Annotated in this window: 25 protein-coding genes; 11 read left to right on the forward strand and 14 right to left on the reverse strand. The window is 68.7% G+C overall.

What is annotated here, in order from left to right; all coding sequences use genetic code 11:
- On the forward strand, positions 1-981 hold the full coding sequence (locus tag EV647_RS11805) for a type IV toxin-antitoxin system AbiEi family antitoxin domain-containing protein (RefSeq protein ID WP_134002094.1): 981 nt from the start codon (positions 1-3) through the stop codon (positions 979-981).
- Here the strand turns inward: EV647_RS11805 and guaD are convergent, their stop codons facing one another.
- The 6 genes from guaD to EV647_RS11835 all read right to left on the reverse strand — a co-directional run bounded on the left by guaD (position 982) and on the right by EV647_RS11835 (position 10,500).
- The gene (gene guaD / locus EV647_RS11810; protein WP_134002096.1) at positions 982-2,259 is read right to left on the reverse strand and encodes a guanine deaminase; all 1,278 of its coding nucleotides are present in this window, start codon (positions 2,257-2,259) and stop codon (positions 982-984) included. It lies immediately after the preceding gene.
- Positions 2,256-3,122: a xanthine dehydrogenase accessory protein XdhC gene (xdhC, locus tag EV647_RS11815; protein WP_134002098.1), complete on the reverse strand. Its 867-nt coding sequence runs from the start codon at positions 3,120-3,122 to the stop codon at positions 2,256-2,258. Before xdhC ends, guaD begins: the two co-directional genes overlap by 4 nt.
- Positions 3,110-5,449, reverse strand: a complete 2,340-nt coding sequence (xdhB, locus tag EV647_RS11820; RefSeq protein WP_134002100.1) for a xanthine dehydrogenase molybdopterin binding subunit — start codon at positions 5,447-5,449, stop codon at positions 3,110-3,112. The genes xdhC and xdhB overlap by 13 nt, the downstream gene beginning before the upstream one ends.
- Positions 5,446-6,882: a xanthine dehydrogenase small subunit gene (locus EV647_RS11825; RefSeq protein ID WP_134002102.1), complete on the reverse strand. Its 1,437-nt coding sequence runs from the start codon at positions 6,880-6,882 to the stop codon at positions 5,446-5,448. Before EV647_RS11825 ends, xdhB begins: the two co-directional genes overlap by 4 nt.
- Positions 6,879-8,804 carry a 2-oxo-4-hydroxy-4-carboxy-5-ureidoimidazoline decarboxylase gene (gene uraD / locus EV647_RS11830; RefSeq protein WP_134002104.1) on the reverse strand — a complete coding sequence of 642 codons (1,926 nt, stop codon included), beginning with the start codon at positions 8,802-8,804 and terminating at the stop codon, positions 6,879-6,881. The genes EV647_RS11825 and uraD overlap by 4 nt, the downstream gene beginning before the upstream one ends.
- 151 nt (positions 8,805-8,955) lie before the next feature.
- On the reverse strand, positions 8,956-10,500 hold the full coding sequence (locus EV647_RS11835; protein WP_134002106.1) for a helix-turn-helix domain-containing protein: 1,545 nt from the start codon (positions 10,498-10,500) through the stop codon (positions 8,956-8,958).
- A 162-nt stretch (positions 10,501-10,662) separates the two neighbouring features.
- Here EV647_RS11835 and EV647_RS11840 point away from each other — a divergent pair, with 162 nt between their 5' ends.
- The 6 genes from EV647_RS11840 (at position 10,663) to EV647_RS11865 (ending at position 17,536) form a co-directional block, all read left to right on the forward strand.
- Positions 10,663-11,487 carry a hydroxypyruvate isomerase family protein gene (locus EV647_RS11840; protein WP_238177160.1) on the forward strand — a complete coding sequence of 275 codons (825 nt, stop codon included), beginning with the start codon at positions 10,663-10,665 and terminating at the stop codon, positions 11,485-11,487.
- Between the two features lie 68 nt (positions 11,488-11,555).
- Positions 11,556-12,440: a 2-hydroxy-3-oxopropionate reductase gene (locus tag EV647_RS11845; protein ID WP_134002108.1), complete on the forward strand. Its 885-nt coding sequence runs from the start codon at positions 11,556-11,558 to the stop codon at positions 12,438-12,440.
- On the forward strand, positions 12,440-14,209 hold the full coding sequence (gcl, locus tag EV647_RS11850) for a glyoxylate carboligase (RefSeq protein ID WP_134002110.1): 1,770 nt from the start codon (positions 12,440-12,442) through the stop codon (positions 14,207-14,209). Before EV647_RS11845 ends, gcl begins: the two co-directional genes overlap by 1 nt.
- A gap of 2 nt (positions 14,210-14,211) precedes the next feature.
- Positions 14,212-15,387, forward strand: a complete 1,176-nt coding sequence (locus EV647_RS11855; protein ID WP_134002112.1) for a glycerate kinase — start codon at positions 14,212-14,214, stop codon at positions 15,385-15,387.
- Entirely contained in the window at positions 15,384-16,724 is a 1,341-nt protein-coding gene (allB, locus tag EV647_RS11860; RefSeq protein ID WP_134002114.1) for an allantoinase AllB, read from the forward strand. Before EV647_RS11855 ends, allB begins: the two co-directional genes overlap by 4 nt.
- Positions 16,721-17,536, forward strand: coding sequence for a bifunctional allantoicase/(S)-ureidoglycine aminohydrolase (locus EV647_RS11865; protein ID WP_134002116.1), 816 nt, complete (start codon positions 16,721-16,723; stop codon positions 17,534-17,536). Before allB ends, EV647_RS11865 begins: the two co-directional genes overlap by 4 nt.
- Here EV647_RS11865 and EV647_RS11870 read toward each other — a convergent pair.
- A complete protein-coding gene (locus tag EV647_RS11870) occupies positions 17,526-18,065 on the reverse strand; it encodes a GNAT family N-acetyltransferase (RefSeq protein ID WP_134002118.1) in 540 nt (179 codons plus the stop codon). The genes EV647_RS11865 and EV647_RS11870 overlap by 11 nt on opposite strands.
- A gap of 49 nt (positions 18,066-18,114) precedes the next feature.
- Positions 18,115-18,474 carry a hypothetical protein gene (locus tag EV647_RS11875; protein WP_134002120.1) on the reverse strand — a complete coding sequence of 120 codons (360 nt, stop codon included), beginning with the start codon at positions 18,472-18,474 and terminating at the stop codon, positions 18,115-18,117.
- A gap of 18 nt (positions 18,475-18,492) precedes the next feature.
- On the opposite strand from EV647_RS11875, the gene EV647_RS11880 reads away from it, so the two are divergent.
- Positions 18,493-19,260 carry an SDR family NAD(P)-dependent oxidoreductase gene (locus tag EV647_RS11880; protein WP_134002122.1) on the forward strand — a complete coding sequence of 256 codons (768 nt, stop codon included), beginning with the start codon at positions 18,493-18,495 and terminating at the stop codon, positions 19,258-19,260.
- On the opposite strand, the gene EV647_RS11885 is transcribed toward EV647_RS11880, so the two are convergent.
- From EV647_RS11885 to EV647_RS11895, 3 genes are all read right to left on the reverse strand, one after another.
- Positions 19,250-20,152: an FkbM family methyltransferase gene (locus tag EV647_RS11885; protein WP_134002124.1), complete on the reverse strand. Its 903-nt coding sequence runs from the start codon at positions 20,150-20,152 to the stop codon at positions 19,250-19,252. The genes EV647_RS11880 and EV647_RS11885 overlap by 11 nt on opposite strands.
- Positions 20,153-20,268: 116 nt before the next feature.
- A complete protein-coding gene (locus EV647_RS11890) occupies positions 20,269-21,063 on the reverse strand; it encodes an ABC transporter permease (protein ID WP_134002126.1) in 795 nt (264 codons plus the stop codon).
- Positions 21,060-22,001, reverse strand: coding sequence for an ATP-binding cassette domain-containing protein (locus EV647_RS11895; protein ID WP_202876145.1), 942 nt, complete (start codon positions 21,999-22,001; stop codon positions 21,060-21,062). The genes EV647_RS11890 and EV647_RS11895 overlap by 4 nt, the downstream gene beginning before the upstream one ends.
- 95 nt (positions 22,002-22,096) lie before the next feature.
- Here EV647_RS11895 and EV647_RS11900 point away from each other — a divergent pair, with 95 nt between their 5' ends.
- A complete protein-coding gene (locus tag EV647_RS11900; RefSeq protein ID WP_134002128.1) occupies positions 22,097-22,870 on the forward strand; it encodes a TetR/AcrR family transcriptional regulator in 774 nt (257 codons plus the stop codon).
- Here the strand turns inward: EV647_RS11900 and EV647_RS11905 are convergent.
- From EV647_RS11905 to EV647_RS11915, 3 genes are all read right to left on the reverse strand, one after another.
- Entirely contained in the window at positions 22,856-23,458 is a 603-nt protein-coding gene (locus EV647_RS11905; protein ID WP_134002130.1) for an FMN reductase, read from the reverse strand. The genes EV647_RS11900 and EV647_RS11905 overlap by 15 nt on opposite strands.
- A complete protein-coding gene (locus EV647_RS11910) occupies positions 23,455-24,567 on the reverse strand; it encodes an LLM class flavin-dependent oxidoreductase (protein ID WP_134002132.1) in 1,113 nt (370 codons plus the stop codon). The genes EV647_RS11905 and EV647_RS11910 overlap by 4 nt, the downstream gene beginning before the upstream one ends.
- A gap of 181 nt (positions 24,568-24,748) precedes the next feature.
- Entirely contained in the window at positions 24,749-25,084 is a 336-nt protein-coding gene (locus tag EV647_RS11915) for a tetratricopeptide repeat protein (protein ID WP_238177161.1), read from the reverse strand.
- 121 nt (positions 25,085-25,205) lie between these two features.
- Here EV647_RS11915 and EV647_RS11920 point away from each other — a divergent pair, with 121 nt between their 5' ends.
- Complete coding sequence (locus tag EV647_RS11920; protein ID WP_134002136.1) at positions 25,206-25,511, forward strand: hypothetical protein; 306 nt, start codon at positions 25,206-25,208, stop codon at positions 25,509-25,511.
- Positions 25,508-25,798 (forward strand): hypothetical protein, encoded by a 291-nt coding sequence (locus EV647_RS11925; protein WP_134002138.1) that lies wholly within the window; start codon positions 25,508-25,510, stop codon positions 25,796-25,798. Before EV647_RS11920 ends, EV647_RS11925 begins: the two co-directional genes overlap by 4 nt.
- Positions 25,799-25,817 lie beyond the last annotated feature (19 nt).

Consider the following 25,817-nt stretch of genomic DNA (forward strand, 5'->3'; position numbering starts at 1 on the left):
ATGAACAGGAGATTGGAAGTGATCGCCGCCGGGCGGGGCGGGTGGTTCACGCGCCCGGACGCGCTCGCCGCCGGCTACAGCGACAGCGAGCTCCGGCAACGCGTGCGCAGCGGGCAGTGGCTCCGGTTGAGCTTCAACTCGTACGTCGACCCGCGTGCCTGGCCCTCCGACGAACCTCCGTGGGAGCACGCGACGAGGCTTCACCTACTGAACGTGCGGATGGCGAGTGAGCGCCTCCGCGGCGTTGTCGTGAGTCATCAGTCCGCTGCCATGCTCCACGGGTTGCCCGTGTGGGGGACCGATCTGTCGAGGGCACACTTCACGCGCGTGGCGTCCGGTGGGGTTCGCACCGGGCGAGGGGTTCGGGTGCATCGCGGTACGACGTCCACCGACGAGATCGTCGAGTTGGGCGGCCTGAAGGTCACGAGCGTCGAGCGGGGGATCGTGGAGACCGCCTGTACGACGTCGTACGAGGTCGGCGTCGTACTGGCCGACGCGGCCCTCCGCGAGCCGCTGACGACGCGTGACCAGTTGGTTGATGCGGTACGGCGGCATCGGCACTGGCGTGGGGTGCCGGCTGCGCAGGCGGCCGCGCTGTTTGCGGACGGGCGGAGTGAGTCGGTCGGCGAGTCGCGGCTCCGCGTCCTGATGACAAACCACGGTCTACCCGAACCAGAGTTGCAGGTGGAGATCTGGGACGCGGACGGCCGGCTGATCGGGCGGGTCGACTTCCTGCTCGCGGGCGTGCTGGTGGTCGAGTTCGACGGCGCGATGAAGTACGGCGACAATGCAGACGCCGTACTGGCGGAGAAGTACCGCGAGGACCGCCTCCGTGAGCGCGGGTACGGCGTGGTCCGCGTCAACTGGGCCGACCTGGACCACCCACACAAAACCGCCGCGCGCCTCAGGCAGGCGTTGTCGGCATATGCCGCGGGGACTGGGAATAGGCAATTGCTGGTTCCCAGTCCCCGTGGGGGGTGATCAGTGGAGGAGGTCGCCGTTGATCCAGACGGCTTGGACGTCGGCGGGGGTGCCTAGGGTGAAGATTCGGGCTAGGGCTTCTTCGGTGTCTTCTGCGTGGGTGATCGCTACTGCGAGGGGAGAGCCTTCGGCGGGGCGGAGGAGTTGGGCGTCGAAGTGGTGGCCTACGGAGAGGTGGCCGACCTGGGGCAGGTCCAGGGCCTCGGCGCCGGCGGTGGTAGCGAGGTAGAGCAGGTGGGCTGCGGAGAGCGGGCGGCCCTGGTCGCCTTGGAGTTGCTGGCAGAAGTACGCCTGGAGCCCTTCCTTCAGGAGCGAGAAGCCGGTGCCCGCGCCGACATCCGATCCAAGCGCCACACGTACGCCGTACTGCAGGTGCCGCGTCAGCGGGAACAGCCCGCTCCCGAGCGCCGCGTTGCTCGTCGGGCAGTGCGCAACGGTGGCGCCGCTAACAGCCAGCATCTTGAGCTCGACGTCCGTGGGGTGCACGTTGTGGGCGAGCACGGTACGCCGGTCCACCAGGCCATGCCTGTCGTACGTCGTCACGTAGTCGCAGCCCCCGAACAGGTCGGCGACGCTTGCGATCTCGGCCTCGTTCTCGTTCACGTGCGACGTGAACAGCGCGCCGGGGATCGCTTCCATCAGGTCATGGCAGGTCGCGAGCAGCTCGTCCGTGCAGGAGAGCGAGAAGCGCGGTGTCACGGCGTACCGGTTGCGTCCGACGCCGTGCCAGCGGTTCGCGAGGGCGAGCGACTCGGCGTACGCGCGGACCGGGGTGGTGAGCAGCTCCGGTCGGAGCAGCCGATCGCTCAGCACCAGACCGCTCGTCACCCGCAGCCCGACCTTGGACGCGGCGTCGAACAGCGTGTCGACCGCGTCCGCGTAGTGCGCGCCGAAGACGAGCGCCGACGTCGTACCAGCGGCCGCCAGCCCGCGGACGAACTCGTTGGCGACGCCTGACGCGTAGTCGACGTCGGCCATCCGCGCCTCCTCGGGGAGCGCGTACCGGTCGAGCCATTCGAGCAGCGGCAGTCCGAGGCCGCCGACGGCGCGGATCTGCGGGAAGTGCACGTGGGTGTCGACGAATCCGGGCAGTACGACGCCGTCGCGCAGATCCACGACCTGCTCGGCGGGATGCGCCTGGCGGATCTCCACGAACGGGCCGCGGGCAACGATCATCCCGTCCTCGACCAGCAGCCCCGCGTCGCTGTCGACCCGCAGGCCGCCGCCGTCGAACGGGTTCTCCGGCGTGTCGATGAACGTGCCACGATAAAGAGTCATGCCTTTGCCTCACGCTGAGCCGGCGTGGGGCGACGCTCGGCAGAATGGGCCGACGCGGGATGCCGCTCGGCGACGAACTGCTGCAGGAGCCAGGCCGCGACGCTCACCGCGATCACGGCCGGCTCCTTGCCGGGGAGATCGGACAGACCGATCGGCGTGGTGATGCGAGCGATCGCCTCGGCGGAGTTGCCGTCCTCAGCGAGCTTGCGCTGGAACCGCGTCCACTTCGCACTGGAGCCGATCAACCCGACGGTCGCCAGCTCCTCGTTGCGAATCGCGGCGTCACAGAGTGCCGCATCCTCCGCGTGATCGTGCGTCATGATCAGAACATGCGTACCGGGCGGCAGCTCGCCGACGACCAGCTCCGGCAGCACCGGCACGTTGTGCACATGGACGTGCGCGACCGCGTCATCCAGCACTGCTAGCCGATCATCCGTCAGCTGGTCGGCCCGCGAGTCGATCAGATGCAGCTCGAGATCGTGCCGCGCGAGTACCCGTGCCAGCTCCAGCCCCACATGCCCGACCCCGAAGATCGCCACCGAAGGCACGACAGGCAACGGTTCCAGCAACAGCTTCACCTCACCACCACAACACTGAACGCCATGCTGGTACGGCGCTTTGTCGGACAACGCCGCCGTCAACACCTCAGGCGTGGTCACGTCCTCGGCGATCATCGCCCGCGAACGCTCGACGGCCAGTGCCTCCAGGTTCCCGCCGCCGACGGTTCCCGAGACGTTGTCAGCGGCAACAACCATCTTCGCCCCGGCTTCCCGAGGCGCATGCCCACGAACGGACATCACGGTGACGAGAACCCCAGGACGGCGGGCCGATCGCAACCGCTGAACCGCCTTTACCCACTCCACGAGACACCTCCCCGAGCTCTATCGATCGCCCAGTAGACGGCCTCGGGGGTGGCGGGTGACGGGAGGTTGACGCTGGTGCCTGGGGGGCCGAAGGCGGCGGCTGCGTGTCGCAGTGCTTCCCGGACGGAGAACGCCAGCATGAGTGGCGGTTCGCCGACGGCCTTGGAGCCGTAGACGGCACCGTCCTCGTGGGCCTTCTCCAGCAGCGTGACGTTGAAGACTTCAGGCATCTCGGAGAAGCTCGGCAACTTGTACGTGCTCGCCGCCTGAGTGGACAAACGACCGCGACGGTCGCCCGAACTCTCGTCCCAACGAAGATCCTCGAGCGTCAACCACCCAGCGCCCTGCACGAAGCCGCCCTCGATCTGGCCGATGTCGATCAACGGGCTGAGGCTGTCCCCGACGTCGTGAACGATGTCCACGCGGCGCAGGGTGTACGAGCCGGTGAACCCGTCGACCTCGACCTCGGACGCCGCAACGCCGTACGCGAAGTACTTGAAAGGCTCGCCCCGCATTGCGTTGGCGTCCCAGTGCAGGCCCTCGGTCCGGTAGAACCCGGCCGCCCAGAGCTGCACCCGCTGGTGATAGGCGAGATTCACCAGTTCGTTCCAGTCCACGCCGTCCCCGGACAGCCCACGTACGACGCCGTCCACGAAGCGCACGTCCGACGGGCTGATCCCGAGCCGCCCACCGGCGACCTGAGCCAGCCGTTCCCGGATCTGCTCGCACGCGTTCTTGATCGCCGCGCCGTTGAGATCAGCACCCGAGGACGCCGCGGTCGCCGACGTGTTCGGCACCTTGTCGGTCCGCGTCGGCGCCAGCCGTACCCGCTCCAACGGCAAGCCCAGCGTGGTCGCCGCCACCTGCAGCATCTTCGTGTGCAGGCCCTGCCCCATCTCGGTGCCGCCGTGGTTGATCAGCACCGAGCCGTCTTTGTAGACGTGCACGAGTGCCCCGGCCTGGTTGAACGCGGTCAGGTTGAACGAGATCCCGAACTTCACCGGTGTCATCGCCAGCCCGCGCTTCACATGCTCATGCGCGGCGTTGAACGCAGCGATCTCAGCCTGCCGCAAGGCAACGTCCCCAGCAGCAAGCACCTGACTCCAGCACGACTCCAGCCGATCCGCGTGCCGCACCGGTTGTCCGTACGGCGTGGAGTCGCCCACCTGGTAGAAGTTCCGCCGACGCAGCTCCAACGCGTCGTACCCGAGCAGCGGGGCGCACCGTCCGAGGATGTCCTCGATCACGAGCATCCCCTGCGGCCCGCCGAACCCGCGGAACGCGGTCTGCGACGTCTTGTTCGTCTGCGCGATCCGCCCGTCCACGCGCACATGCGGAATCTCGTACGCGTTGTCGATGTGGCACATCGCCCGCGCCAGCACCGGCTCCGACAGGTCGAGGCTCCACCCGCCGTCGGCCGTCAACGTCGCGTCCAAAGCAACAAGTTTGCCATCGGCCCCGAACCCGACGGTCCACGAGCTGTGGAACCCGTGCCGCTTCCCCGACATCGTCATGTCCTGTGTGCGGTTCAACCGCAACCGCACCGGCCGCCCGGTCAGCGTCGCACCCAGCGCGGCGATCGCGGCGAACCCGTGCGGCTGCATCTCCTTGCCGCCGAACCCACCGCCCATCCGCAGGCACTGCACCGTCACCGAGTGACTGGCCAGCCCCAGCACATGCGCAACGATCTCCTGCGTCTCCGACGGGTGCTGCGTGCTCGACTGCACGAAGATCTGCCCGTACTCGTCCACCAGCGCCAACGCCGCATGCGTCTCGAGATAGAAGTGCTCCTGCCCAGCGAACTCGAACTCGCCACGGAACACGTGTTCCGCGTTCGCCAGGGCAGCCTCGACATCGCCACGCTCCAGGTGCCGCCCGATGCCCTGGAAGCTCCCCGCCTCGATCGCCTCGCGCACGCTCACCAACGACGGCAGCGGCTCGTACTCGACCTCGACCGCCAACGACCCGAGCCGCGCGGCCTCCAGCGTCTCCCCGAGCACCCAGCACACCGCATGCCCGTTGAACATCACCTCACCTGGGAACAACGGCTCGTCGTGCTTCACGCCGGCGTCGTTCACCCCCGGTACGTCGTCCGCCGTCAACACGCGCACCACACCGGGCACGTCGTACGCCGGCTTCACCCGAAGCGCGGTCACGCGCGCATGGGCGTGCGGCGACTGCACCGGCCAAGCGTGCAGTACGTCGCGGGTGCGCATCACCAGGTCGTCTGTGTACAAGGCGGCCCCGGTCACGTGCAGCGCGGCGCTCTCATGCGGCATCGGTACGCCGACAACAGCTGCAGCAGGCCGTTCAGACAAGGAGCTCATGCGCCGACCTCCTGAAAATAGAAGCGCAGTAACGACTGGCCGAGCATCGCCGAGCGGTACGACGAACTGGCGCGGTGATCGTCCATCGGCGTACCCTCCGCGGCCATCACGCCCGCCGCGATCCGCACGGTCTCCTCGGTCCACGGGCGACCGACCAACGCGGCCTCGGTCTCGTACGCGCGCAACGGGGTCGCCGCGACGCCGCCGAGCCCGATGCGGGCCTCGCGGACGACACCGTCCGTCACGTCGACGGCGTACCCGATCGCGACGCTCGAGATGTCGTCGAAGCGCCGCTTGGCGATCTTGTGGAACGCGGCCATCGGTGCCAACGGCAACGGGATCACGATCGTCCGGATCAGTTCGTCGGGCTCTTTGAGAGTCTCTCGGTAACCGGTGAAGTACTCCGCCAGCGGGACGACGCGCTCGCCCCGGCGGGACGCGAGGACGAGCGAGGCGTCGAGCGCGAGCAGCGCCGGCGGCGTGTCGCCGATCGGTGAGCCGGTGCCGAGGTTCCCGCCGATCGTCGCGCCGTTGCGGATCAGCCGCGAGGCGAACTGGGGCATCAGCTGAACGAGCAACGGGACCCGCCCCGCGAGCCGCCGCTCGATCTCGGTCAGCGTCAAAGCCGCACCCAACCGGACCTCGTCACCGCCGAAGCTGAACTCGCGCAGCTCCTCCAGGCGGTCGATCGCGATCGTCAGCGACGGGCGAGAGCCGAAGATGTTCACCTGCACACCGAGGTCGGTCGACCCGGCCACGAGCTGCGCGTCCGGTCGCTCCGCGATCAACTCCAGCACTCCGTCAAGCGAAGCGGGCCGAACGAACTCACCCTCGGTGGACACGATCCCCGTCGCGACAGGAGCGGGCGGGGCCGCGTCCCGGCGGGCGGCGAACGTGTCGTTCTCGGCGGGGGCATCGAGCGCGTACGCCGCGTCGCGGATCGGCCGGTAGCCCGTGCAGCGGCACAGATTCCCGCTCAACGAGTGCAGGTCGAACCCGTTCGGCCCGTGTTCGTGATCGCCCTCGCCACAAGCACGTCCCGGCCGGTAGTACTCCGCCGCCATACTGCAGATGAAGCCTGGCGTGCAGTACCCGCACTGCGAGCCACCGCGCACCGCCATCTCCTGCTGGACCGGGTGCAGCTCAGCCGGAGAACCCAGGCCCTCCGACGTGACCACCTCCTGACCGTCCAGCGACGCGACCGGCAGCAGGCACGCGTTGACCGCGGTCCACTCGGTCTGCGAGTCGGTGCCCGGCCGGGCGACCATCACCGAGCAGGCACCACACTCGCCTTCCGCACACCCCTCCTTGGCGCCGGTCAGGCCGCGGTCCCGCAGCCAGTCCAGCACGGTGGTGTGCACGGAGATGTCGCCGAGAGGGGTGACCTCACCGTTGACGGTCAAGGCAGGGGCGCGGAGGGCTTGTGTAGTCATCGATTCGTGCTCCATCGGGTGCGTGCACTGTGGATCGGGTTGGCCTCGGAGACGAAGTCGTCGAACCGGTACCCAGCGATCTTCGCGATCTCGAGCAGCGCGGCGGCGTGCTCCTGGTTCTCGCAGTTCCCGAGCCGCTCGCGACCTTGCTCGACGATCCGCTCGTACGACTCGGCGTCGCGCACCGAGATCACCAGCGGGAAGCCGAAACGCTCCTCGTACGCCGAGGTGATCGCGGTCAGCTCGTCCCGCTCCGGGTCGCCGAGGAACGTGAGGCCCTTGTCCGACTGGTCGCGCAGCGAGGCCTCGCCGCTGAGACCGTCGGCGACGAACTGCGATCCGAGCCGCGGGTACGCCTGGATCAGTTCGAGCTGCTCCTCGCGGGAACCGGAGAACAACGCCTCCTGGAACGAGCGCCGGAGTGCGTGAGTGTCGGCGTACGGCCGCATCTCCCAGGCCCGCTCGACGGCCCAGCGGGGACCCTGAAACAGGGAGCCGAAGGTCTCGACGAACTCCTCGCGGGTCATCTCGTTCACCTGGTCCAGCCGCACCGTGTCGCCGGGCTGACCTGCAACCGCCGGGCCGAAGCTCTTGCCGACGTGGTGGAACAGGATGTTCAGGACGATCGCGGTCAAGCTGCCGAGCGTGATGCCGCTGCCGAAGATGATCTCGGCCCAGTCCGGCACGGCCTGCGCGACCTGCGGCTGCGCGGTCACGTACATCGCCAGACCGACGCTGGTCGCCACGATGACGACGTTGCGGTGGTCGTGGAAGTCGACCTTCGCGAGCGTCTGGAACCCCACCACGGCCACGGTCGCGAACATCGCCAGCGCCGCGCCGCCGAGCACCGGGTGCGGTACGCCGGCCACGATCGCGCCGGCCTTCGGCACCAGCCCGATCAGGATCATGATCGCGCCCGCGGTCGCCACCACCCACCGGCTGCGGATCCGGGTCAGCCGGACCAGACCGACGTTCTCGGCGAAGCAGGTGTACGGGAACGAGTTGAAGACGCCGCCGATCGTGGTCGCCAGGCCGTCGGCCCGCAGCGCCCGGGCGATGTCCTCGCGGCCGATCCGCTTCTCGACGATCTCACCGGTCGCGAACACGTCACCGGTGGTCTCCACCGCGGTGATCAGCATGACCACGACCATCGAGATGATCGCCGCGATCGAGAACTTCGGCCAGCCGAAGTAGAACGGTGTCGTCACACCCGCCCAGGCCGCGTCGCCGACCGCGCCGAAGTGCGCGTCGCCGAACGCCCAGGCCACCAGGGTCCCGACGACCAGGCCGATCAGTACGGCGATGGTGGCCATGAAGCCCTTGAACACCCGCTGGATCAGGACGATCAGCGCGAGCGTGCCGAGTGCGTACGCCATGTTCTTGCCGCTGGTCGGCGCCGCGGTCGGGCCGGCGCCGCCGACCGCGTCCCCGGCCGCGACCGGCAGCAGCGCCAGACCGATGATCGTGATCACCGAGCCGGTCACCACCGGCGGGAAGAACCGGATCAGCTTGCTGAAGTACGGCGCGATGAAGAACGTGGCCAGCCCGGCGACGAGTACGGCGCCGTAGATCACCAGCAGACCGTCGGTCCCGCCGCCGGCCGCGAGGCCGATCGCGATCATCGGCGACACCGCGGTGAACGTCACGCCCTGCAGCAGCGGCAGCCGTACGCCGACCTTCCAGAAGCCGACCGACTGGATGATCGAGGCGATGCCGCAGGTGAAGAGGTCGGCGTTGATCAGGTGGATGAGCTGCTCGGTGGTGAGTCCGATCGCACTGGCGAGCAGGATCGGTACGATCACCGCCCCGGCGTAGAACGCCAGTACGTGCTGAGCGCCGTACACCGCCAGCTTCCCAGGTGGCAGCACCTGGTCGACGGGATGGCGGTTGGTATGACGGCTCGGTCGCAGGACTGCCTTCATCGGGACACGCTCCTCGGCTGCGTGGGGCGGTGCTGGCTGTGGGGGAGTTTTGACCTGCACCCGAGCATCGACTCACCGAGCGGTGGATTGCACCCCGTGAACCTCCGAAGATGAACGGCCGGAGAACGCTTCGTTTTGTGTGATCACACAACTACAGCGATTTGCAGGCGAGAAACACGTCCACCCGGTCCTCGAGGGTCGACAGATCGCGTCCGGTCAGTTGCTCAACGCGTTCGATCCGGTAGCGAACGGTGTTCACGTGCAGATGCAGGTACTCCGCCGTACGGGTCCAGGAGCACGAGCAGGCGAGGAACGCCTGCAGCGTCATGAGCAGGTCGGCATGGGTACGGCGGTCGTGGTCGAGGACCGCGCCGAGGACGCGGTTGCTGTACGTACGCCGTACGTCGTCGGGCAGCGTGCCGAGGAGGAGGACGTGGGAGGCGACCTCGTCCGAGGTCACCACCGAGACCGGCGCCCGCGCCGCCCGGGCAGCCCGCTGCGCGAACCGGGCCTCCTCGAGCGCACCGGCGAGCGCGTCGATCGACGTCTCACCGCTGATCCCGACCGTGAGACGGGCCCGGTTGAGACCTGGAGCGAGGCGTCCGAAGGCCCGTCGAAGCTGCTCGGGAAGCTCGGGCGTGAAGGGCAGGAACGCGACGAGCAGATCGTCCCGGCCGGAGGCGACCACGGCAGGCCCGACCGTGAGAGCGACGTCTTCGAGCAGGCTCAGTGCGACCTCGCCGGGCCCGTCCTCCCGCAGCTCGGTGACCGCGACGACCATCGGCCGCTCGGAGTGCGCGCCCGCCTGCCGGAGCCGCGCGGCGACCTCGGCCTGTGGCGCGCCGGACTCGACCAGCGCCAGGGCGTCGGCGACCAACGGGCGCAGTGCGCGGCGGCCCTCGTCGCGGCGGGCGCGGTCCAGCGCCGCGATCGCGCTCAGTTCGTGCACCGCCTCGACATGATCGCGGGACCAGGTCGTGTGGTCGCCGTCGATGACCAGCACCCACGCGGTCAGCCGGTTGCCGAAGCCCGATCCGACCGGGAACAGGCTGTACGGCGAACCTCCGGCCTCCTTCGGCGCCACCGCCACGGCCGGCATCCGGTCGGCGGTCAGGAAGCGCCGCGTCACCGCGTCGACCGTCTCGGCGTCGAGCTCGCTGGGACCCGGTACGACGTGGCGCCCGGTCGGCGTCAGCACGCGGCAGTCGTGCCCGATCTCGGCGGAGATCCGCGCCGCGAGTTCGTCGAGACTGCGCCCGGCCGCGATCGACGACAGCAGTTGCCGCTGCCGCACCAGGCTCGCCGACAACCGCGCGCCCGTCTCGGCCGATCCCGCCGCCGCGACGTACTCCGTCACATCCGCGAACGCGACCTCGATCGGCACCTCGACCAACGTCACATCATGCCGCCGGCACGCTTCCAGGAGATCCGCCGGCACGTCGCCGAGCTGCGCCTTCCCCGCGAGGATCGTGGTCGCGCCGCGGCCGGCCATCGAGGCCACGAACACCTCGCTGTCGGCCGCCTGCCGCCGCCAGACCAGCCCGGTCAGCACCACTTCGCCGCCGCTCAGGTACCGGCCCGGCTCCAGCAGGTCGGTCGTCACGAGCCGCCCGATCGGCCGGTCCAGCGTCCCGCCGGCCGAGTGCATCAACCGCAACCCGAGCTCCGGTGCGTCCAGCAGTTCAGCCAGCAACACGACGTACCTCCGGCCGGGATCCCCTTTAGAGGAACGTACAACGCGCGCGTACGCGTAGGAAGCATCCAATCTACGGCGACTGCTTCTCCAGCGCCTTGACGCTCATCCAAAGCGAGTTTATGGTCATTTCACAGAGCAGAAGTTAAGTTCCACAATGCGGAAATGAGAGTCGGGATGAGTCACCAGCTGAAGTACACGGTGAACTGTTCTTTGCTCTTCACCGAGTTGCCTCTGCTCGAGCGGCCGGCGGCTGCTCGGCGGGCGGGGTTCAGCGCGGTGGAGTTCTGGTGGCCGTTCGTCGAGGCCGTCCCACCGGAGCGGCAGGTCGACGCGTTCGTCAACGCGGTCACCGACGCCGGCGTCCAGCTCACCGGCCTGAACTTCTTCGCCGGTGACATGCCGGGCGGCGACCGCGGGCTGGTGTCCTGGCCGAAGCGGTCGAGCGAGTTCCGCGACAACATCGACGTCACCGTCGGCATCGGCGAGCGGCTCGGCACCCAGGGCTTCAACGCCCTGTACGGGAACCGCGTGGACGGCAGCAGCGAGCAGGAGCAGGACGACGTCGCCGTCGAGAACCTCGCTCTCGCCGCCAAGGCCGCCGCGCGGATCGGCGCCAGCGTCCTCGTCGAGCCGGTCAGCGGTGCGGAGCGCTACCCGTTGAAGGTCGCGGCCGATGCGCTGAGCATGATCGATCGCGTCCAGGCGGCGTACGACGTACCGAACATCAGGCTGCTCGCGGATCTCTACCACCTCGCGGTCAACGGCGACGACGTCGACCGGGTGATCGCCGAGCACACCGACCGGGTCGCTCATGTGCAGATCGCCGACAACCCGGGCCGCAACGAGCCCGGCACCGGCACGCTCCCGCTCGACCACCAGCTCACTGCCCTCGAGGCGAACGGTTACGCCGGCTGGGTCGGGCTCGAGTACAAGCCGTCCACCACCTCAGAAGCAAGCTTCGGCTGGCTGCCGTACGAGCGCCGCTGAACCGGTCCCTCGCCTCCCCTTCCTTCGTTCCTTCCTTCCTCGCCCACGCACTTCCAGGAGAACCAACTATGACGAACATCGCCTTCATCGGCCTCGGCATCATGGGCAACCCGATGGCCGTCCACCTCGCCAACGCCGGCCACACCGTCGCCGGCCTCGACCGTACGCCGGAGCGCGCCGAGGCACTGATCGCCGCCGGCGGGCGGGCCGCGACCTCGATCGGTGACGCGGTCAAGGGCGCCGACGTGATCTGCGTGATGGTGCCGGACTCGCCCGACGTCCAGGACGTCCTCGAAGGCGAGAACGGCGTCTTCCAGAACGCCGAGACCGGCGCGCTGATCATCGACTTCTCCAGCATCCGCCCGGACGTCACGCAGCAGCTCGCCGAGCAGGCCCGCGCCATCGGGTTCCGGCTGCTCGACGCGCCGGTCTCCGGTGGCGAGGCCGGGGCCAAGAACGCGGCGCTGTCGATCATGGTCGGCGGCTCGGCGGACGACTTCGCCGAGGCCAAGCCGCTCTTCGACGTGGTCGGCAAGACCGTCGTCCACGTCGGCCCGAGCGGCTCCGGCCAGACGGTCAAGGCCGCGAACCAGCTGATCGTCGCCGCGAACATCCAGGCCGTCTCCGAGGCGGTCGTCTTCCTGGAGGCGTACGGCGTCGACACCAAAGCAGCCCTCGAAGTACTGGGCGGTGGCCTGGCCGGTTCCACCGTGCTGAACCAGAAGAAGGAGAACATGCTGTCGCGCTCCTTCGAGCCCGGGTTCCGGATCGACCTGCACCACAAGGACATGGGCATTGTCACGGCGGCCGCCCGCGAGGCGGGCGTCGTCGTACCGCTGGGTGCCCTGGTGGCGCAGCTGGTCGCGTCGGCCCGTGCGAACGGCGATGGCGGCCTCGACCACTCGGCGCTGCTGCGTGGCGTGGAGCGGCTGTCCGGAAAGGATGTCGTCTGATGGCCCGCATGCGCGCGGTCGATGCCGCCGTACTGATCCTGGAGAAGGAAGGGTCGACGCAGGCGTTCGGGCTGCCCGGCGCCGCGATCAACCCGTTCTACAGCGCGATCCGCGCCCACGGCGGGATCAAGCACGTGCTCGCCCGTCACGTCGAGGCCGCATCGCACATGGCCGAGGGATACACCCGGGCCAAGGCCGGCAACATCGGCGTCTGCATCGGTACGTCGGGACCCGCGGGCACCGACATGATCACCGGGCTGTACTCCGCCTCTGCCGACTCCATCCCGATCCTGTGCATCACCGGCCAGGCGCCGGTCGCGAAGCTGCACAAGGAGGACTTCCAGGCTGTCGACATCTCCTCGATCGCCAAGCCGGTCGCGAAATGGGCGGTCACGGTGATGGAGGCCGCGCAGGTCCCGGGCACCTTCCAGAAGGCTTTCCAGGTGATGCGCGAAGGACGTCCGGGTCCGGTGCTGATCGACCTGCCGATCGACGTACAGCTGACTGAGATCGACTTCGACATCGACACGTACGAGCCGCTTCCGGTCTCGCGTCCCGCGGCCACCCGGGCGCAGGCGGAGAAGGTGCTGTCGATGCTGGCGGACGCCGAGCATCCGCTGATCGTGGCGGGCGGCGGGATCATCAACGCCGACGCGGCAGAACTGCTGGTCTCATTTGCAGAGATCACCGGGATTCCCGTCGTACCGACCCTGATGGGCTGGGGCGCGATCGCGGACGATCACCCTCTGAGCGCGGGCATGGTCGGTCTGCAGACCTCGCACCGGTACGGGAACGCGACGATGCTGGCCTCCGACCTGGTCCTGGGGATCGGCAACCGGTGGGCGAACCGGCACACCGGCGGGCTGGATGTCTATCGGGGCGAGCGGAAGTTCATCCACGTGGACATCGAGCCGACGCAGATCGGGCGGGTGTTCGCACCGGACTACGGGGTCGTGTCGGATGCCCGGGCCGCTCTGGAGATTCTCGTCGAGGTGGCCCGGGAGCGGGCCGGTTCCTTGCCGGACCGTACGGCGTGGGCGGCGGAGTGCCGCGAGCGTAAGACCACGCTCCAGCGGAAGACGCACTTCGACGCGGTGCCGATCAAGCCGCAGCGGGTGTACGAGGAGATGAACCGGGCGTTCGGGCCGGACGTCCGCTACGTCAGCACGATCGGGCTGTCGCAGATCCAGGCGGCGCAGATGCTGCACGTGTACCGTCCGCGGCACTGGATCAACGCCGGCCAGGCCGGACCGCTCGGCTGGACCGTCCCGGCGACGCTGGGGGTCGCGGTCGCGGATCCGGACAGCACAGTGGTGGCGCTGTCGGGCGACTACGACTTCCAGTTCCTGATCGAGGAGCTGGCGGTCGGGGCCCAGTTCAACATCCCGTACATCCACGTGGTGGTGAACAACTCGTACCTCGGCCTGATCCGCCAGGCGCAGCGGAACTTCGACATGGACTACTGCGTGCAGCTGTCCTTCGAGAACATCAACAGCCCCGAGGTCAACGGGTACGGCGTCGACCACGTGAAGGTCGTGGAAGGCCTTGGCTGCAAGGCGTTGCGGGTCTCCGAGCCGGATGGGATCCTGCCGGCGCTGGAGCAGGCGAAGAAGCTGATGGTCGAGCACCAGGTCCCGATCGTCGTCGAAGTCATCCTCGAGTGGGTCACGAACGTGTCGATGGGCGTCGAGATCGACAACGTCATCGAGTTCGAGGACCTGGCGATCTCGCCGGAGGATGCGCCCACCGCCCTCGCGTTGCTGGACTGACAGTGCGCGTGGTTGTTGCCTCCGACAAGTTCAAGGGGACCTTGACGAGCGCCGAGGTCGCGAACGCGGTCGGCGCCGGGGTACGACGGGTCCGCCCCGACGCGACCGTGGTCTCCGTACCGGTGGCCGATGGCGGCGACGGCACCCTCAGCGCCGCCGTCGCCGCCGGCTACACCCACGTCCCGATCGTTGCCTCCGGCCCCACCGGCGAGCCGGTCTCGAGCGGGTACGCCCGGTTGGGCCACACCGCGGTAGTCGAGTTGGCGGACGTCTCGGGGTTGGTCCGCCTCCCCGACGGCATCCCAGCTCCCCTGACGGCCACGTCGTACGGCACCGGTGAACTGATCGCGGCAGCCCTCGACGCCGGCTGCACCCGCATCATCCTCGGAATCGGCGGCAGCGCCTCCACAGACGGCGGCCAGGGCCTCGTCCACGCGCTCACTGGCACCGCTCGCCCCGCCACCGGCTCTGCGGCCTCCGCCGCGACTCCGGGCCCGCCGAGCTCGGGTGGAGCTGTCGACGCGCTTGATTTGGCGGGGCTTCGGCGTCGGCTGCGGGGCGTTGCGGTGGTTGTTGCGTGTGATGTGGACAACCCGCTGACCGGGCCTCGGGGTGCGGCTGCTGTTTACGGGCCGCAGAAGGGGGCGAGTCCGCAGCAGGTCGCGGAGCTGGATGCCCGGCTCACCCGGTGGGCTGATCTTGTCGCCGAGCAAACGGGCAGCGATCTGCGAGACGTTCCTGGCGCGGGGGCCGCCGGTGGGGTCGGGGTTGCGGCGCTAGCACTGCTAGGCGCCGAACTCAGGCCCGGGATCGACCTGGTGCTGGAGATGGTCCGCTTCCGCGAACAACTCGCCGGCGCCGACCTCGTCATCACCGGCGAAGGCGCTCTCGACGAGCAGACCCTCAACGGGAAAGCCGTAGCGGGCGTCGCAGGAGCAGCCCGAGCCTCGACCGCCGGCGCTTTCACCCCGGCCCCCGTGGTCGCGGTGTGCGGCGTCAACCGCCTCGAGCCACAGCAACTGCAGGAGCTCGGAGTGTCGGCGGCGTACGCGCTCACCGACCTGGAACCCGACGTACGGCGGTGTATCGCCGAGCCGCGCCCGTTGCTCGAGCGGATCGCGGAACGGATCGCGGTGGAGCACCTTACGATGACACGAAGGGAGAGAGGCATCGCATGAGTGCTCTGGATCTCGTGATTCGGGCCCGGCGGGTTGTGCGGGCGGACGGGGAGGAGCCGGCTGCGGTCGGCGTGCGGGACGGGCGGATCGTCGCGATCTCGCCGTACGACGCCGAGCTCGACGCCGCGACCGACCTGCGGCTCAGGGACGACGAAGCACTACTGCCCGGCCTCGTCGATTCCCACGTGCACGTCAACGATCCCGGCCGTACCGACTGGGAAGGCTTCACCTCCGCGACCAAGGCTGCGGCAGCAGGCGGCGTCACCACGATCGTTGACATGCCGCTCAACAGCATCCCGCCTACCTGCGACGTGCCGGCGCTCACGCTGAAACGCAAGACCGCCGAGACCCAGTCGTACGTCGACGTCGGCTTCTGGGGCGGCGCGGTCCCAGGCAACGTCCCCGACCTCCGCCCGCTGCACGACGCCGGCGTATTCGGTTACAAGTGCTTCCTGCTGCACTCCGGCGTCGACGAGTTCCCCCCACTCGACGCCGACCAGCTCGAGGCCGCGATGCGCGAGCTCAGCACCTTCGACGGTCTGCTGATCGTGCACGCCGAGGACGCCCACCGCATCGACGAGGCGACGGCCCCGAACGGCGCGAGTTACGAAGCGTTCCTCAACTCCCGCCCGCGCGTGGCCGAGAACGAGGCGGTCGCCCACGTCATCGATCTCGCCCGCGAGACCGGCTGCCGCGTACACATCCTGCACGTGTCGAGCGCCGACATCCTCCCGCTGCTCACGCAGGCCCGCAACGACGGCGTACGGATCAGCGCGGAGACCTGCCCGCACTACCTGAGCTTCGCCGCCGAGGACATTCCCGACGGCGCCACGCAGTACAAGTGCTGCCCGCCGATCCGCGAGGCCGCGAACCGCGAGCTGCTCTGGGAGGGCCTGCGCGACGGGACGATCGACCAGGTCGTGTCCGACCACTCCCCGTCCACGATCGACCTGAAGCACCTCGACACCGGCGACTTCGGCACCGCCTGGGGCGGGATCGCCTCGCTCCAGCTCGGCCTGCCCGCCGTCTGGACCGAGGCCCGCCGCCGCGGCTTCACCCTGTCGGACGTCGTCCGCTGGATGGCTGCCGCTCCGGCAGCGCAGACCGGGCTCGCCACGAAGGGCGGGATCGAGGTCGGGTACGACGCCGACTTCTGCGTCCTCGCCCCCGACGAGACCTTCACCGTCGACGCGCGACAGCTCCAGCACAAGAACGCCATCACGCCGTACGACGGACGCACGCTGACCGGCGTCGTCCGGAGCACCTGGCTCCGCGGCGACCCCGTCGACATCGCGGCCGACCCACGTGGCCGCCTGCTGACCCGAGGAGAACGATGAGCTACTACGCGCCGAAGGGCGGACTGCCCGCGCAGACCGACCTCACCACCGACCGCGCGGTCTTCACCGAGGCGTACGCCGTCCTCCCGCGCGGCACCATGCGCGACATCGTCACCAGCCGGCTGCCGTTCTGGGACGACACCCGGTTGTGGGTGATCGCGCGGCCGCTGTCCGGGTTCGCAGAGACGTTCTCGCAGTACATCGTCGAGGTCGGTCCGGGTGGCGGTAGCGACAAGCCGGAGACGGACCCGGCCGCCGAGGCGGTGCTGTTCGTTGTCTCCGGCAACCTTGTGCTGACGGTCGCGGGGGAGAAGCACACGCTGGTCGAGGGCGGCTACGCGTACCTGCCGCCGGGCGGCGACTGGACGGTGCGGAACACCAGCGATGCGGCCGTGACGTTCCACCTGGTGCGGAAGGCGTACGAGTGGATCGAGGGGATCGACGTACCGCCCGCGCTCGTCACCAACGAGGCGGACGTCGAGGGCCGGGAGATGCCCGGCACCGGGGGCCGCTGGAAGACGCAGCGGTTCGTGGACCCGGACGACGTACGGCATGACATGCACGTGAACATCGTGTCGTTCGAGCCGGGCGGGGTGATCCCGTTCCCGGAGACGCACGTGATGGAGCACGGCCTGTACGTACTCGAAGGCAAGGCCGTTTACCTGCTGAACAAGGACTGGGTCGAGGTCCAGGAAGGCGACTTCATGTGGCTCCGAGCCTTCTGCCCCCAAGCCTGCTACGCCGGCGGCCCCGGCCCCTTCCGCTACTTGTTGTACAAGGACGTCAACCGCCACCCGAAACTCACGCTCTGACGCTCACCGGGCGCTGGGGTTGGGGGAGAGGGTCGGTGATCAGGCGGGCGTGGCGTTCTACGTCGTAGCGGGTGCCGTCGTAGGTGAGGCGTTGGCGTTCGACGCCTTCGGAGAGGAAGCCGGCGCCGGCGGCGACCGCGCAGGACGCCGCGTTGTTGAGGCGGTGGCCGAGTTCGAGGCGGTACAGGCCGGCGTCGTGGTGGGCCCAGCCCGCGAGGGCCCGGAGGGAGTCCCGCGCGACGCCCTGGCCGCGGACGTCGGCGAGCGTCCAGTACCAGGTCCAGCCGACCCGGTGCCGGTCGATGTTCGTCACCCCCACGCACCCGATCGGATGATCGTCCGCGTCCGCCACGGCGTACACGTGCCCGTTGTCCAGGTCCGCGACCCGCCCGATCCAGTCGACGGCGGACGCCCGGTCCACGATCCCGCCCTGGTTGACCATCTCCGGATCGTCGTGCGCGACCACCAGCCGCAGCGCATCCCCAGTCCGCCACCGCCGGAGCCCCAGCTCCCCGAGCGCGTATCCCATCCCCCGAAAATACCCCGCCCGGCCACGCGCAGGCCGCCGTACGGCGCGTTCAGTTCAACGCCAGCGCCACGATTCCGAGGATCGCGGCCAGCGCGCCCAGAATCTCGACCAGGCGGTCGCCCACCGGGATCTTCCCGTCGTACTCCCAGTAGGTCGTGTTCTGGTCGAAGGTGAACGTCACTCCACGCGCCGTCGCCAGGCACCCGCCCGCCGCGACCGCCCCTCCGAGGAACAGGCCCAACGGCACCGCAACAGTCGTCGGCGTCGCTGTCGTCGCGAGGACAAGCGCGACCAGACAGCCGAGCCCGGTGACGATGAGGCATCGCGCACGGACGCGACTCACCAGGCGCAGCACCACCGCACCGGCCGGCCAGGCGACATACGCGGCGAGCAGAACGGAACGCGGCACTAGGAGAGGATAGGGCGTATGGGATATCTGGATTTCAGGGATCAGGTTGTGGTGGTGACCGGGGCCAGTAGTGGGATCGGGGCTGCGGCGGCGGTCGGGTTCGCGGAGACCGGGGCGACTGTCGCGCTGCATTGCCACCGCAACGAGGAGGGTGCGAAGCACACCGTGGGCGCCGTGCAGACGGCCGGCGGTACGGCGTCCCTGCACCAGGCGGATCTCGCCGACTCGAAGGCCGCGGACGCGTTCGTCGACGAGGTGCTCGCGCAGCACGGGCGGATCGACGTACTGGTGAACAACGCCGGCGACCTGGTCCACCGGTCCGCGATCGCCGACGTACCGGACGAGGAGTTCCACCGGATCCTGGACGTCAACCTGACCTCGGTGTTCGCGCTCTCCCGGCGGATCGTCCCGGTGTTCCGGGCACAGGGCGGCGGCTCGATCGTCAACGTCACGTCGATCGCCGGACGCACCGGCGGGGCCGGCGGATCGGTGGTCTACGCGACGTCGAAGGGCGCGGTCAGCACGTTCACCCGCGGTCTCGCCAAGGAGCTGGCGCCGGAAGGTATCCGGGTGAACGCGATCGCCCCCGGCGTGATCAAGACCCCGTTCCATGACCGCCATACCGCCGACGCCCAGATGCAGGCCATGCTCACCACGATCCCGATGGGCCGCACCGGCACCCCGCACGAGTGCGTAGGCACCATCCTGTTCCTGGCTTCCGACAGCATGTCGTCCTACGTCACCGGCCAGATCATCGAGGTCAACGGCGGCCAGCTCACTCCCTGAGCTCCGGCCTGAAGACCGCGTTCCGATCCAGCACCTCGCCGGTCGGCCGGTAACCGCATTCGTCCAGTACGGCGTGCAGCCGCGCGCTCGACTCGCTGCGCTTGTCCTCCACGAGCAAGGCGCGTGGCTGCAACCGCTTCAACGTCCTGGTCGCACCGGTGAGCGCAGCGATCTCGGCTCCTTCGATGTCGAGCTTGACGACATCCAGCCGGTCGAGGGCATGCTCGCGCGCCCAGTCGTCCAGCCGTACGACCGGCACCTCCTGCACCACCTCACCGTCGCCGTACAGCGAACGCACCCCGGCGTCGGCCTCGTCGTACCGGCTGTCCGCCTTGAGCGACGCCAACTCCCGCCGCTCGCCCAGGGCCATCGGCACAACCTCCAGCCGTACGTCGTTGCGCGCGACTCCCGCCTCCAGTTTCGCCACGCTGTCCGCGGCCGGCTCGAACGCGATCACCCGCCCGCCGCCGAGCTCCTTCAACCGCTGCGCCGCCGCCAACGCATGGATGCCGATGTTCGCTCCCACGTCGAGTACGACGTCCCCGCGCCGCAGCTCGGTCCGCAAGAACCGCCGTACCGCCGGCTCGTATCGTCCCGCGTAATACAGGACCGCCTGCAGGTTGTCCCGCAGGTCCAACTCCAGCTGCACCCCCTGCCGCCGCACCTGCACGGTCGCGGCCCAGCGCGGCGAAATCTTCACCAGCCCCGGATTCGCCCCCGCCAACCGCGGCGACACCCGCAACGCAACCCGATGCACCCCCGCATCGGTCACCCCCTCCACCATCCCCACCATCCGAGCAGTACGACGGGCGACGCCGGGGCCGGCCAACCGCTCAACCGCGTAGGCCAGTCCCCAGGCGCGCCGCCGTACCACTCCATCCCGGACGTCCACTCTCAGCCGTTACCCCAAGAACGCCTCGCATACTCGCGGCGGCTGTCCCGCCGCCGGCTCCCGTCGAGGCCGTGAGGCTGCCTACGCGAGGTGGCAGTCTTCGCCGGCCTTGGTGATTACCGTGACAAGGTGCGGAAGCGGTGTGCTGACAGCGGCAGGAAGATCGCTGTCAGCACCAGTGGCGCGATGAGCGCGGCGAGTCCTGCGTGGGTGCCGATCCAGGTGGCGGTGGCTGATGGGTCGGGGTTGCCGAACAGGGCGCGGGACGCCGTGGCGGTGGCGGACAAGGGGTTCCACTGGGCGACCGTGCCCAGCCAGTCCGGCATCGTCGACGTCGCGACGAACGCGCTGGACAGGAATCCCACCGGCCACACCAGCACCTGCACCATCGTCACGCTCTGTGCGTTCTTCACCGTGAGACCGATGAAGATCCCGACCCACAGCAACGCGAACCGCAGCAGCAACAGCAGCCCGAACGCGGCCAGCGCCGACGGCAACCCTTCGTGCCACCGCCAGCCGAGCGCCAGCCCGGTCGCGGCCAGTACGACGAGCGTCACCAGCGAGTCGAGCATGTCCGCGATACACCGCCCGAGCACGACCGCCGCCGAACTCATCGGCAGCGACCGGAACCGGTCTGTCACCCCCTTCGAGACATCGCTCGTGACCGCGGTCATCGTGCCCTCCAGCCCGAAGAGCATCGACAGCGCGAAGATCCCGGGCACGAGCAGCTCGTAGTACGACGAACCCTCCGGGAATTCCATCGCCCCACCGAGCAGCCCGCCGAACATCAGCAGCATGAGCACCGGGAAGAACCACGTGAACAGCACCAGCCCCGGCTGCATCCGCCAGTGCATCAACGTCCGCCGCGCGATCGTCCAGCTGTCGGCGAGCGCCCATCCAAGGCCCGTCATGCCGCAGCTCCGGTCAGGTGCAGGAAGACCTCGTCCAGCGTCGGCCGCCGCAACGTGAGGTCCTCCGGTTCGATCTTTGCCTCGTGCAACGAGTTCGCCATCTGCACCAGAGCTCTCGTCCGATCCTTCACGGGGATGCTGATGCGTACGTCGGTCACCCGGACCTCCCCGTCCGCCAACGGCCCGGCCAGCTCCACGACACGTGGCACATCGGCCGGATCCGCAACGACCAGATCCAGCCAGTCCGACCCCAACTGCGTCTTCAACTCGTCCGGTGTCCCTTCCGCGACGACCTTCCCCTCCTTGAGCATCGAGATCCGGTTCGCCAGCTGATCCGCCTCCTCCAAGTACTGCGTTGTCAGCAACACCGTCGTACCGCCGTCGACCAGCTGCCGTACGGCGGACCACACCTCGATCCGCCCGGCCGGGTCGAGCCCCGTCGTCGGCTCGTCCACGAACAGCACCCGCGGCGCCACGATCAGACTCGCGGCCAGATCGAGCCGCCGCCGCATCCCGCCCGAGTACTTGCTCACCGCCTGCCCCGCCGCCTCCGTCAGGCCGAACCGCTCCAGCAATTCGTCCGCCCTGCTCTTCGCATTCCTCAGATGATTGAGCCGCCCGAACATCACCAGGTTCTGCCGCCCGGTGAGTACCTCGTCCACCGCGGCGTACTGCCCGACCAGTCCGATCCGCCGCCGCACCTCCGCCCCTTGCCGTCGTACGTCGAACCCCGCGATCGTCGCCGTACCGGAATCCATCTCGAGCAGCGTGGACAGGATCCGCACCGCTGTCGTCTTACCGGCGCCGTTCGGGCCGAGCAGGCCCGTCACCGTGCCGGCCGTGACCTCCAGGTCGAAGCCGTTCAGGCCCGCACCCTCCGTGCCGCCCCGGTAGTTCTTCCGTACGCCGACGGCCTCGATCACTCGCTCCGTTGTCACTTCCCACCTCTCGGGTCGTTGAGCCGTAGAGTGTACCGTACATTGTACGGCTCAGGTACGATGCATCCAACGACGAGCGGTGGAGGAAGGTTCCCGTGGCGGGAAGGAAGGCGGCGGCACCCGATCCGGCGCGCAGTCTGGCGCTGCTCTGGGGGAGTCACACCAAGCCTGGCCGCTCCGGCCTGACGGTGCGCGCGATCGTCGACGCGGCGATCGCGCTCGCGGACGTCTCCGGGCTCGAGGCGCTCTCGATGCGGATGGTCGCCGAGCGGCTGAAGGTCGGCACGATGTCGCTCTACACGCATGTCCCCGGCAAGGGTGAGCTCACCGACCTGATGTTCGACCAGGTGTACGGCGACCTGTATGCGGACCTCGACGAGCCTTTGAATCAGCCCGGCGGGTGGCGCGGCGCGCTCGAGTTCATCGCCCGCCGCAACTGGGAGGTGCTGACCGCGCACCCGTGGATCCACGAGGTCCCGACGATGCGTACGGCGCTCGGCCCGAACATCACCCGCAAGTACGAGACCGAGCTACGTCCCCTGGACGGCCTGGGCCTGACCGACGTCGAGATGGACTCAGCCCTGACCCTCGTCCTCACACACGTGCAGGGCACCGCCCGCGCCGGCGCCGAACAACTCCGCACCCAACGCGACTCCGGCCTGTCGGACGAGGAGTGGTGGCGTCAAATCTCCCCGACCCTCACCACGGTCATGTCCGGCACGCATTTCCCCACCGCCGGCCGAGTAGGCACCTCAGTAGGCGAACACTTCCAGTCCGCCATGGACCCCGCCCACGCACTGACCTTCGGCCTAACCACAATCCTCGACGGCCTCACCCCGCTGATCACCTCGCGATCAGCTGTTCAGTAGGTCCTCGAACGGGGTGGGGTTGTTGAAGGGGTCGGTCGCGGTGGGGGTCTCGTGGTGGAGGGCGGCGACGAGTTCGCCGGCTGCTTGGGTGATGCGGGGGCGGAGGCCGGCGGCGTTCGGGCCCCAGTCGGTGGAGGCGGCGTACACGCCTGTTGGGACCGGGAGTGCCTTGAGGTAGGCGAACAGCGGTCGTAGGGCGAACTCCAGAACCAGGGAGTGGCGTTCGGTGCCGCCGGTTGCCGCGAGGAGGACGGGCTTGCCGGCGAGGGCCTGGTCGTCGAGTACGTCGAAGAACATCTTGAACAGGCCGGAGTACGACGCGCTGAACGTCGGACTGACCACGATCAGCGCATCGGCGCCCGTCACGGTCTCGAGCACCTCGCGCAACGGGGCCGACGGGAAGCCGGTGAGCAGGTTGTTGGTGAGGTCGTGGGCGTGATCGCGGACCTCGATCAGCTCGATCCGCGATCCGATCCCGCGACCGGACAACTCGTCCCGCACAGCCTCCGCCAACTGGTCGGCCAGCAGCCGGGACGACGACGGCGTCGTCAGCCCAGCCGTCACAACCGCGATGACCTTCTCGTTCATCGACTCGGCTCCTCGATCGTCTCCAGGTCGTGGGCGCGCTGCGCCGCGGCCTTCAGGGAAGCATGGGTCGGCGCGTCCGGTACATGCGCCGGCTTCAGCGCCGCGAACTCCTTCCGCAGCACCGGAACGACCTCTTCGCCGAGGATGTCCAGCTGCTCCAGCACCGTCTTCAGCGGCAGCCCGGCGTGGTCCATCAGGAACAACTGCCGCTGGTAGTCACCGAAGTGCTCCCGGAACGACAGCGTCCGCTCGATCACTTCCTGCGGGCTCCCGACCGTCAGCGGCGTCTCCCGGCTGAAGTCCTCCAGCGACGGGCCATGCCCGTACACCGGTGCGTTGTCGAAGTACGGCCGGAACTCGCGTACCGCGTCCTGCGAGTTCTTCCGCATGAAGATCTGTCCACCGAGTCCGACGATCGCCTGGTCCGCGGCGCCGTGCCCGTAATGCTCGAAGCGCTGCCGGTACAGGTCGATCATCCGCTTGGTGTGCGTGATCGGCCAGAAGATGTTGTTGTGGAAGAACCCGTCGCCGTAGTACGCCGCCTGCTCGGCGATCTCGGGTGACCGGATCGAGCCGTGCCAGACGAACGGCGGTACGTCGTCGAGCGGCCGGGGCGTCGACGTGAAGCCCTGCAGCGGCGTACGGAACTTGCCTTCCCAGTCGACGACGTCCTCGCGCCACAGTCGGCGGAGGAGTGCGTAGTTCTCGACCGCGAGCTGGATGCCGTTGCGGATGTCCTGCCCGAACCACGGGTACACCGGGCCGGTGTTGCCGCGCCCCATCATCAGGTCCACCCGGCCGTCGGCCAGGTGCTGCAGCATCGCGTAGTCCTCGGCGATCTTCACCGGGTCGTTGGTCGTGATCAGGGTCGTCGATGTGGACAGGATGATCTTCGACGTCTGCGCGGCGATGAACCCGAGCTGGGTCGTCGGCGACGACGGCACGAAGGGCGGGTTATGGTGCTCGCCCTGCGCGAACACGTCCAGTCCGACCTCTTCGGCCTTCAGCGCGATCCGGACCATCGCCTTGATCCGCTCGCCCTCGCTGACCGTGGTCCCCGTCGTCGGGTCTTCGGTCACGTCCCCAACGGTGAACACCCCGAACTGCATCCGTCCTCCTCGGCTCGAGTAGTTCACTATTAAACTACTGATACTCGACAGAACACCAATCGTCGGCGAGTCATTCCGGACCTGCAGCACTCACCAAACAGCAACGCCGACCCCGCGTCACGCTCGCGCGCACCAGGATCGGCGTTGTTTCTCGAGGTTGGTGAGTGGCGCAGGTCCGCCCTCACACAGTGTGATGTTGCAGTAGGTCGTCGTCACCGGTCAGGGCGGCGGCGATGCGGCGGTGTTTGCCGGCCTCCTCGCGGCGGGAGAGCCGTTCGAGGGTGCGGGCCAGCATCAGGTGCGCGTAGTACTCCGTCGGCTCACGTTCGATGACCTCGAGAAGATGCTCCTCGGCGGGCTTCAGCAGAGCCGCGTGGTAGTACGCCCGCGCCAGCAGCAGTCGCGTCCCGACGTCGTCGGGAGTCTCGTCGACCACTGGCTTGAGCGCCCGGATCACACCTCGGTAGTCCCGCTCCTCGAAGTACTGCTGTGCCAGTCCGTAGCTCAGTGCTCGCATGTCTTCCATGCCCCAGCCCAACGCTTGGAGAGGCCGGGATATGCCGGGCGGGCGTTTCACAGAGTCACGGGTGGGCACTGAGTGTAGTGGTCAAACGATCGCTTCACCAAGGAGGAAGCACATGACCAGGAGATGGAGTGGTGCCGCCGTACGACGAACCGCGATCAGGGCCGCCGTCGCGGTCGCGGCCCTCACGGCCCTCACGGCAAGCGCGGTCGTGCCGGCTTCGGCCGCTGGGCCTGCCGGGTCGTCGGTGGCGACCCAACAGCCCGACCCGACCGAGTGGATGGGGCCGTTCTACACGTCGTGGCACTGCAACGTGGTCCTCGCCCTGCGCGGCGACGACGGCCCGTGCCAGTTCAACCCGAGTCCGCCCACGACCACGTGGGGCTGGTGGTACCGCTTGGACAAGGAGGAAGGTCGATGAACTGGAGACGGAGTGACGCTGTACGACGAACCCTCGCCGGGACCGCCGTGGCGCTCGCCGCGGTCACGGCAAGTGCAGGCACAGCGAATGCGGTCCCGTCCGCCGTACCTTCTGGGTCGTCGGTGGCGATCCAGCAGAGCGGTGACGAGGGCTGGGTGGGACCGTTCTTCACGCGATGGTCGTGTGAGGTCGTTCTTGCCTCGACCATTCCGCCCGACGGCAACGTCTGTCATTTCAACCCGAGCCCGCCACTCACCACCCTGGGCTGGTACTACCAGATCCCCTGAGCCCGAACCGGGCCGCCGG

This window comes from Kribbella sp. VKM Ac-2566, assembly GCF_004366005.1.
Classification (GTDB): domain Bacteria; phylum Actinomycetota; class Actinomycetes; order Propionibacteriales; family Kribbellaceae; genus Kribbella; species Kribbella pratensis.

Bases quoted from the DNA above. Each gene is read 5' to 3' on its own strand.
- EV647_RS11805 (WP_134002094.1), top strand. From the start codon at position 1: ATGAACAGGAGATTGGAAGTGATCGCCGCCGGGCGGGGCGGGTGGTTC.
- guaD (WP_134002096.1), bottom strand. From the start codon at position 2,259: ATGACTCTTTATCGTGGCACGTTCATCGACACGCCGGAGAACCCGTTC.
- xdhB (WP_134002100.1), bottom strand. From the start codon at position 5,449: ATGAGCTCCTTGTCTGAACGGCCTGCTGCAGCTGTTGTCGGCGTACCG.
- EV647_RS11825 (WP_134002102.1), bottom strand. From the start codon at position 6,882: ATGACTACACAAGCCCTCCGCGCCCCTGCCTTGACCGTCAACGGTGAG.
- uraD (WP_134002104.1), bottom strand. From the start codon at position 8,804: ATGAAGGCAGTCCTGCGACCGAGCCGTCATACCAACCGCCATCCCGTC.
- EV647_RS11840 (WP_238177160.1), top strand. From the start codon at position 10,663: ATGAGAGTCGGGATGAGTCACCAGCTGAAGTACACGGTGAACTGTTCT.
- EV647_RS11845 (WP_134002108.1), top strand. From the start codon at position 11,556: ATGACGAACATCGCCTTCATCGGCCTCGGCATCATGGGCAACCCGATG.
- gcl (WP_134002110.1), top strand. From the start codon at position 12,440: ATGGCCCGCATGCGCGCGGTCGATGCCGCCGTACTGATCCTGGAGAAG.
- allB (WP_134002114.1), top strand. From the start codon at position 15,384: ATGAGTGCTCTGGATCTCGTGATTCGGGCCCGGCGGGTTGTGCGGGCG.
- EV647_RS11865 (WP_134002116.1), top strand. From the start codon at position 16,721: ATGAGCTACTACGCGCCGAAGGGCGGACTGCCCGCGCAGACCGACCTC.
- EV647_RS11870 (WP_134002118.1), bottom strand. From the start codon at position 18,065: ATGGGATACGCGCTCGGGGAGCTGGGGCTCCGGCGGTGGCGGACTGGG.
- EV647_RS11880 (WP_134002122.1), top strand. From the start codon at position 18,493: ATGGGATATCTGGATTTCAGGGATCAGGTTGTGGTGGTGACCGGGGCC.
- EV647_RS11890 (WP_134002126.1), bottom strand. From the start codon at position 21,063: ATGACGGGCCTTGGATGGGCGCTCGCCGACAGCTGGACGATCGCGCGG.
- EV647_RS11905 (WP_134002130.1), bottom strand. From the start codon at position 23,458: ATGAACGAGAAGGTCATCGCGGTTGTGACGGCTGGGCTGACGACGCCG.
- EV647_RS11910 (WP_134002132.1), bottom strand. From the start codon at position 24,567: ATGCAGTTCGGGGTGTTCACCGTTGGGGACGTGACCGAAGACCCGACG.
- EV647_RS11915 (WP_238177161.1), bottom strand. From the start codon at position 25,084: ATGCGAGCACTGAGCTACGGACTGGCACAGCAGTACTTCGAGGAGCGG.
- EV647_RS11920 (WP_134002136.1), top strand. From the start codon at position 25,206: ATGACCAGGAGATGGAGTGGTGCCGCCGTACGACGAACCGCGATCAGG.
- EV647_RS11925 (WP_134002138.1), top strand. From the start codon at position 25,508: ATGAACTGGAGACGGAGTGACGCTGTACGACGAACCCTCGCCGGGACC.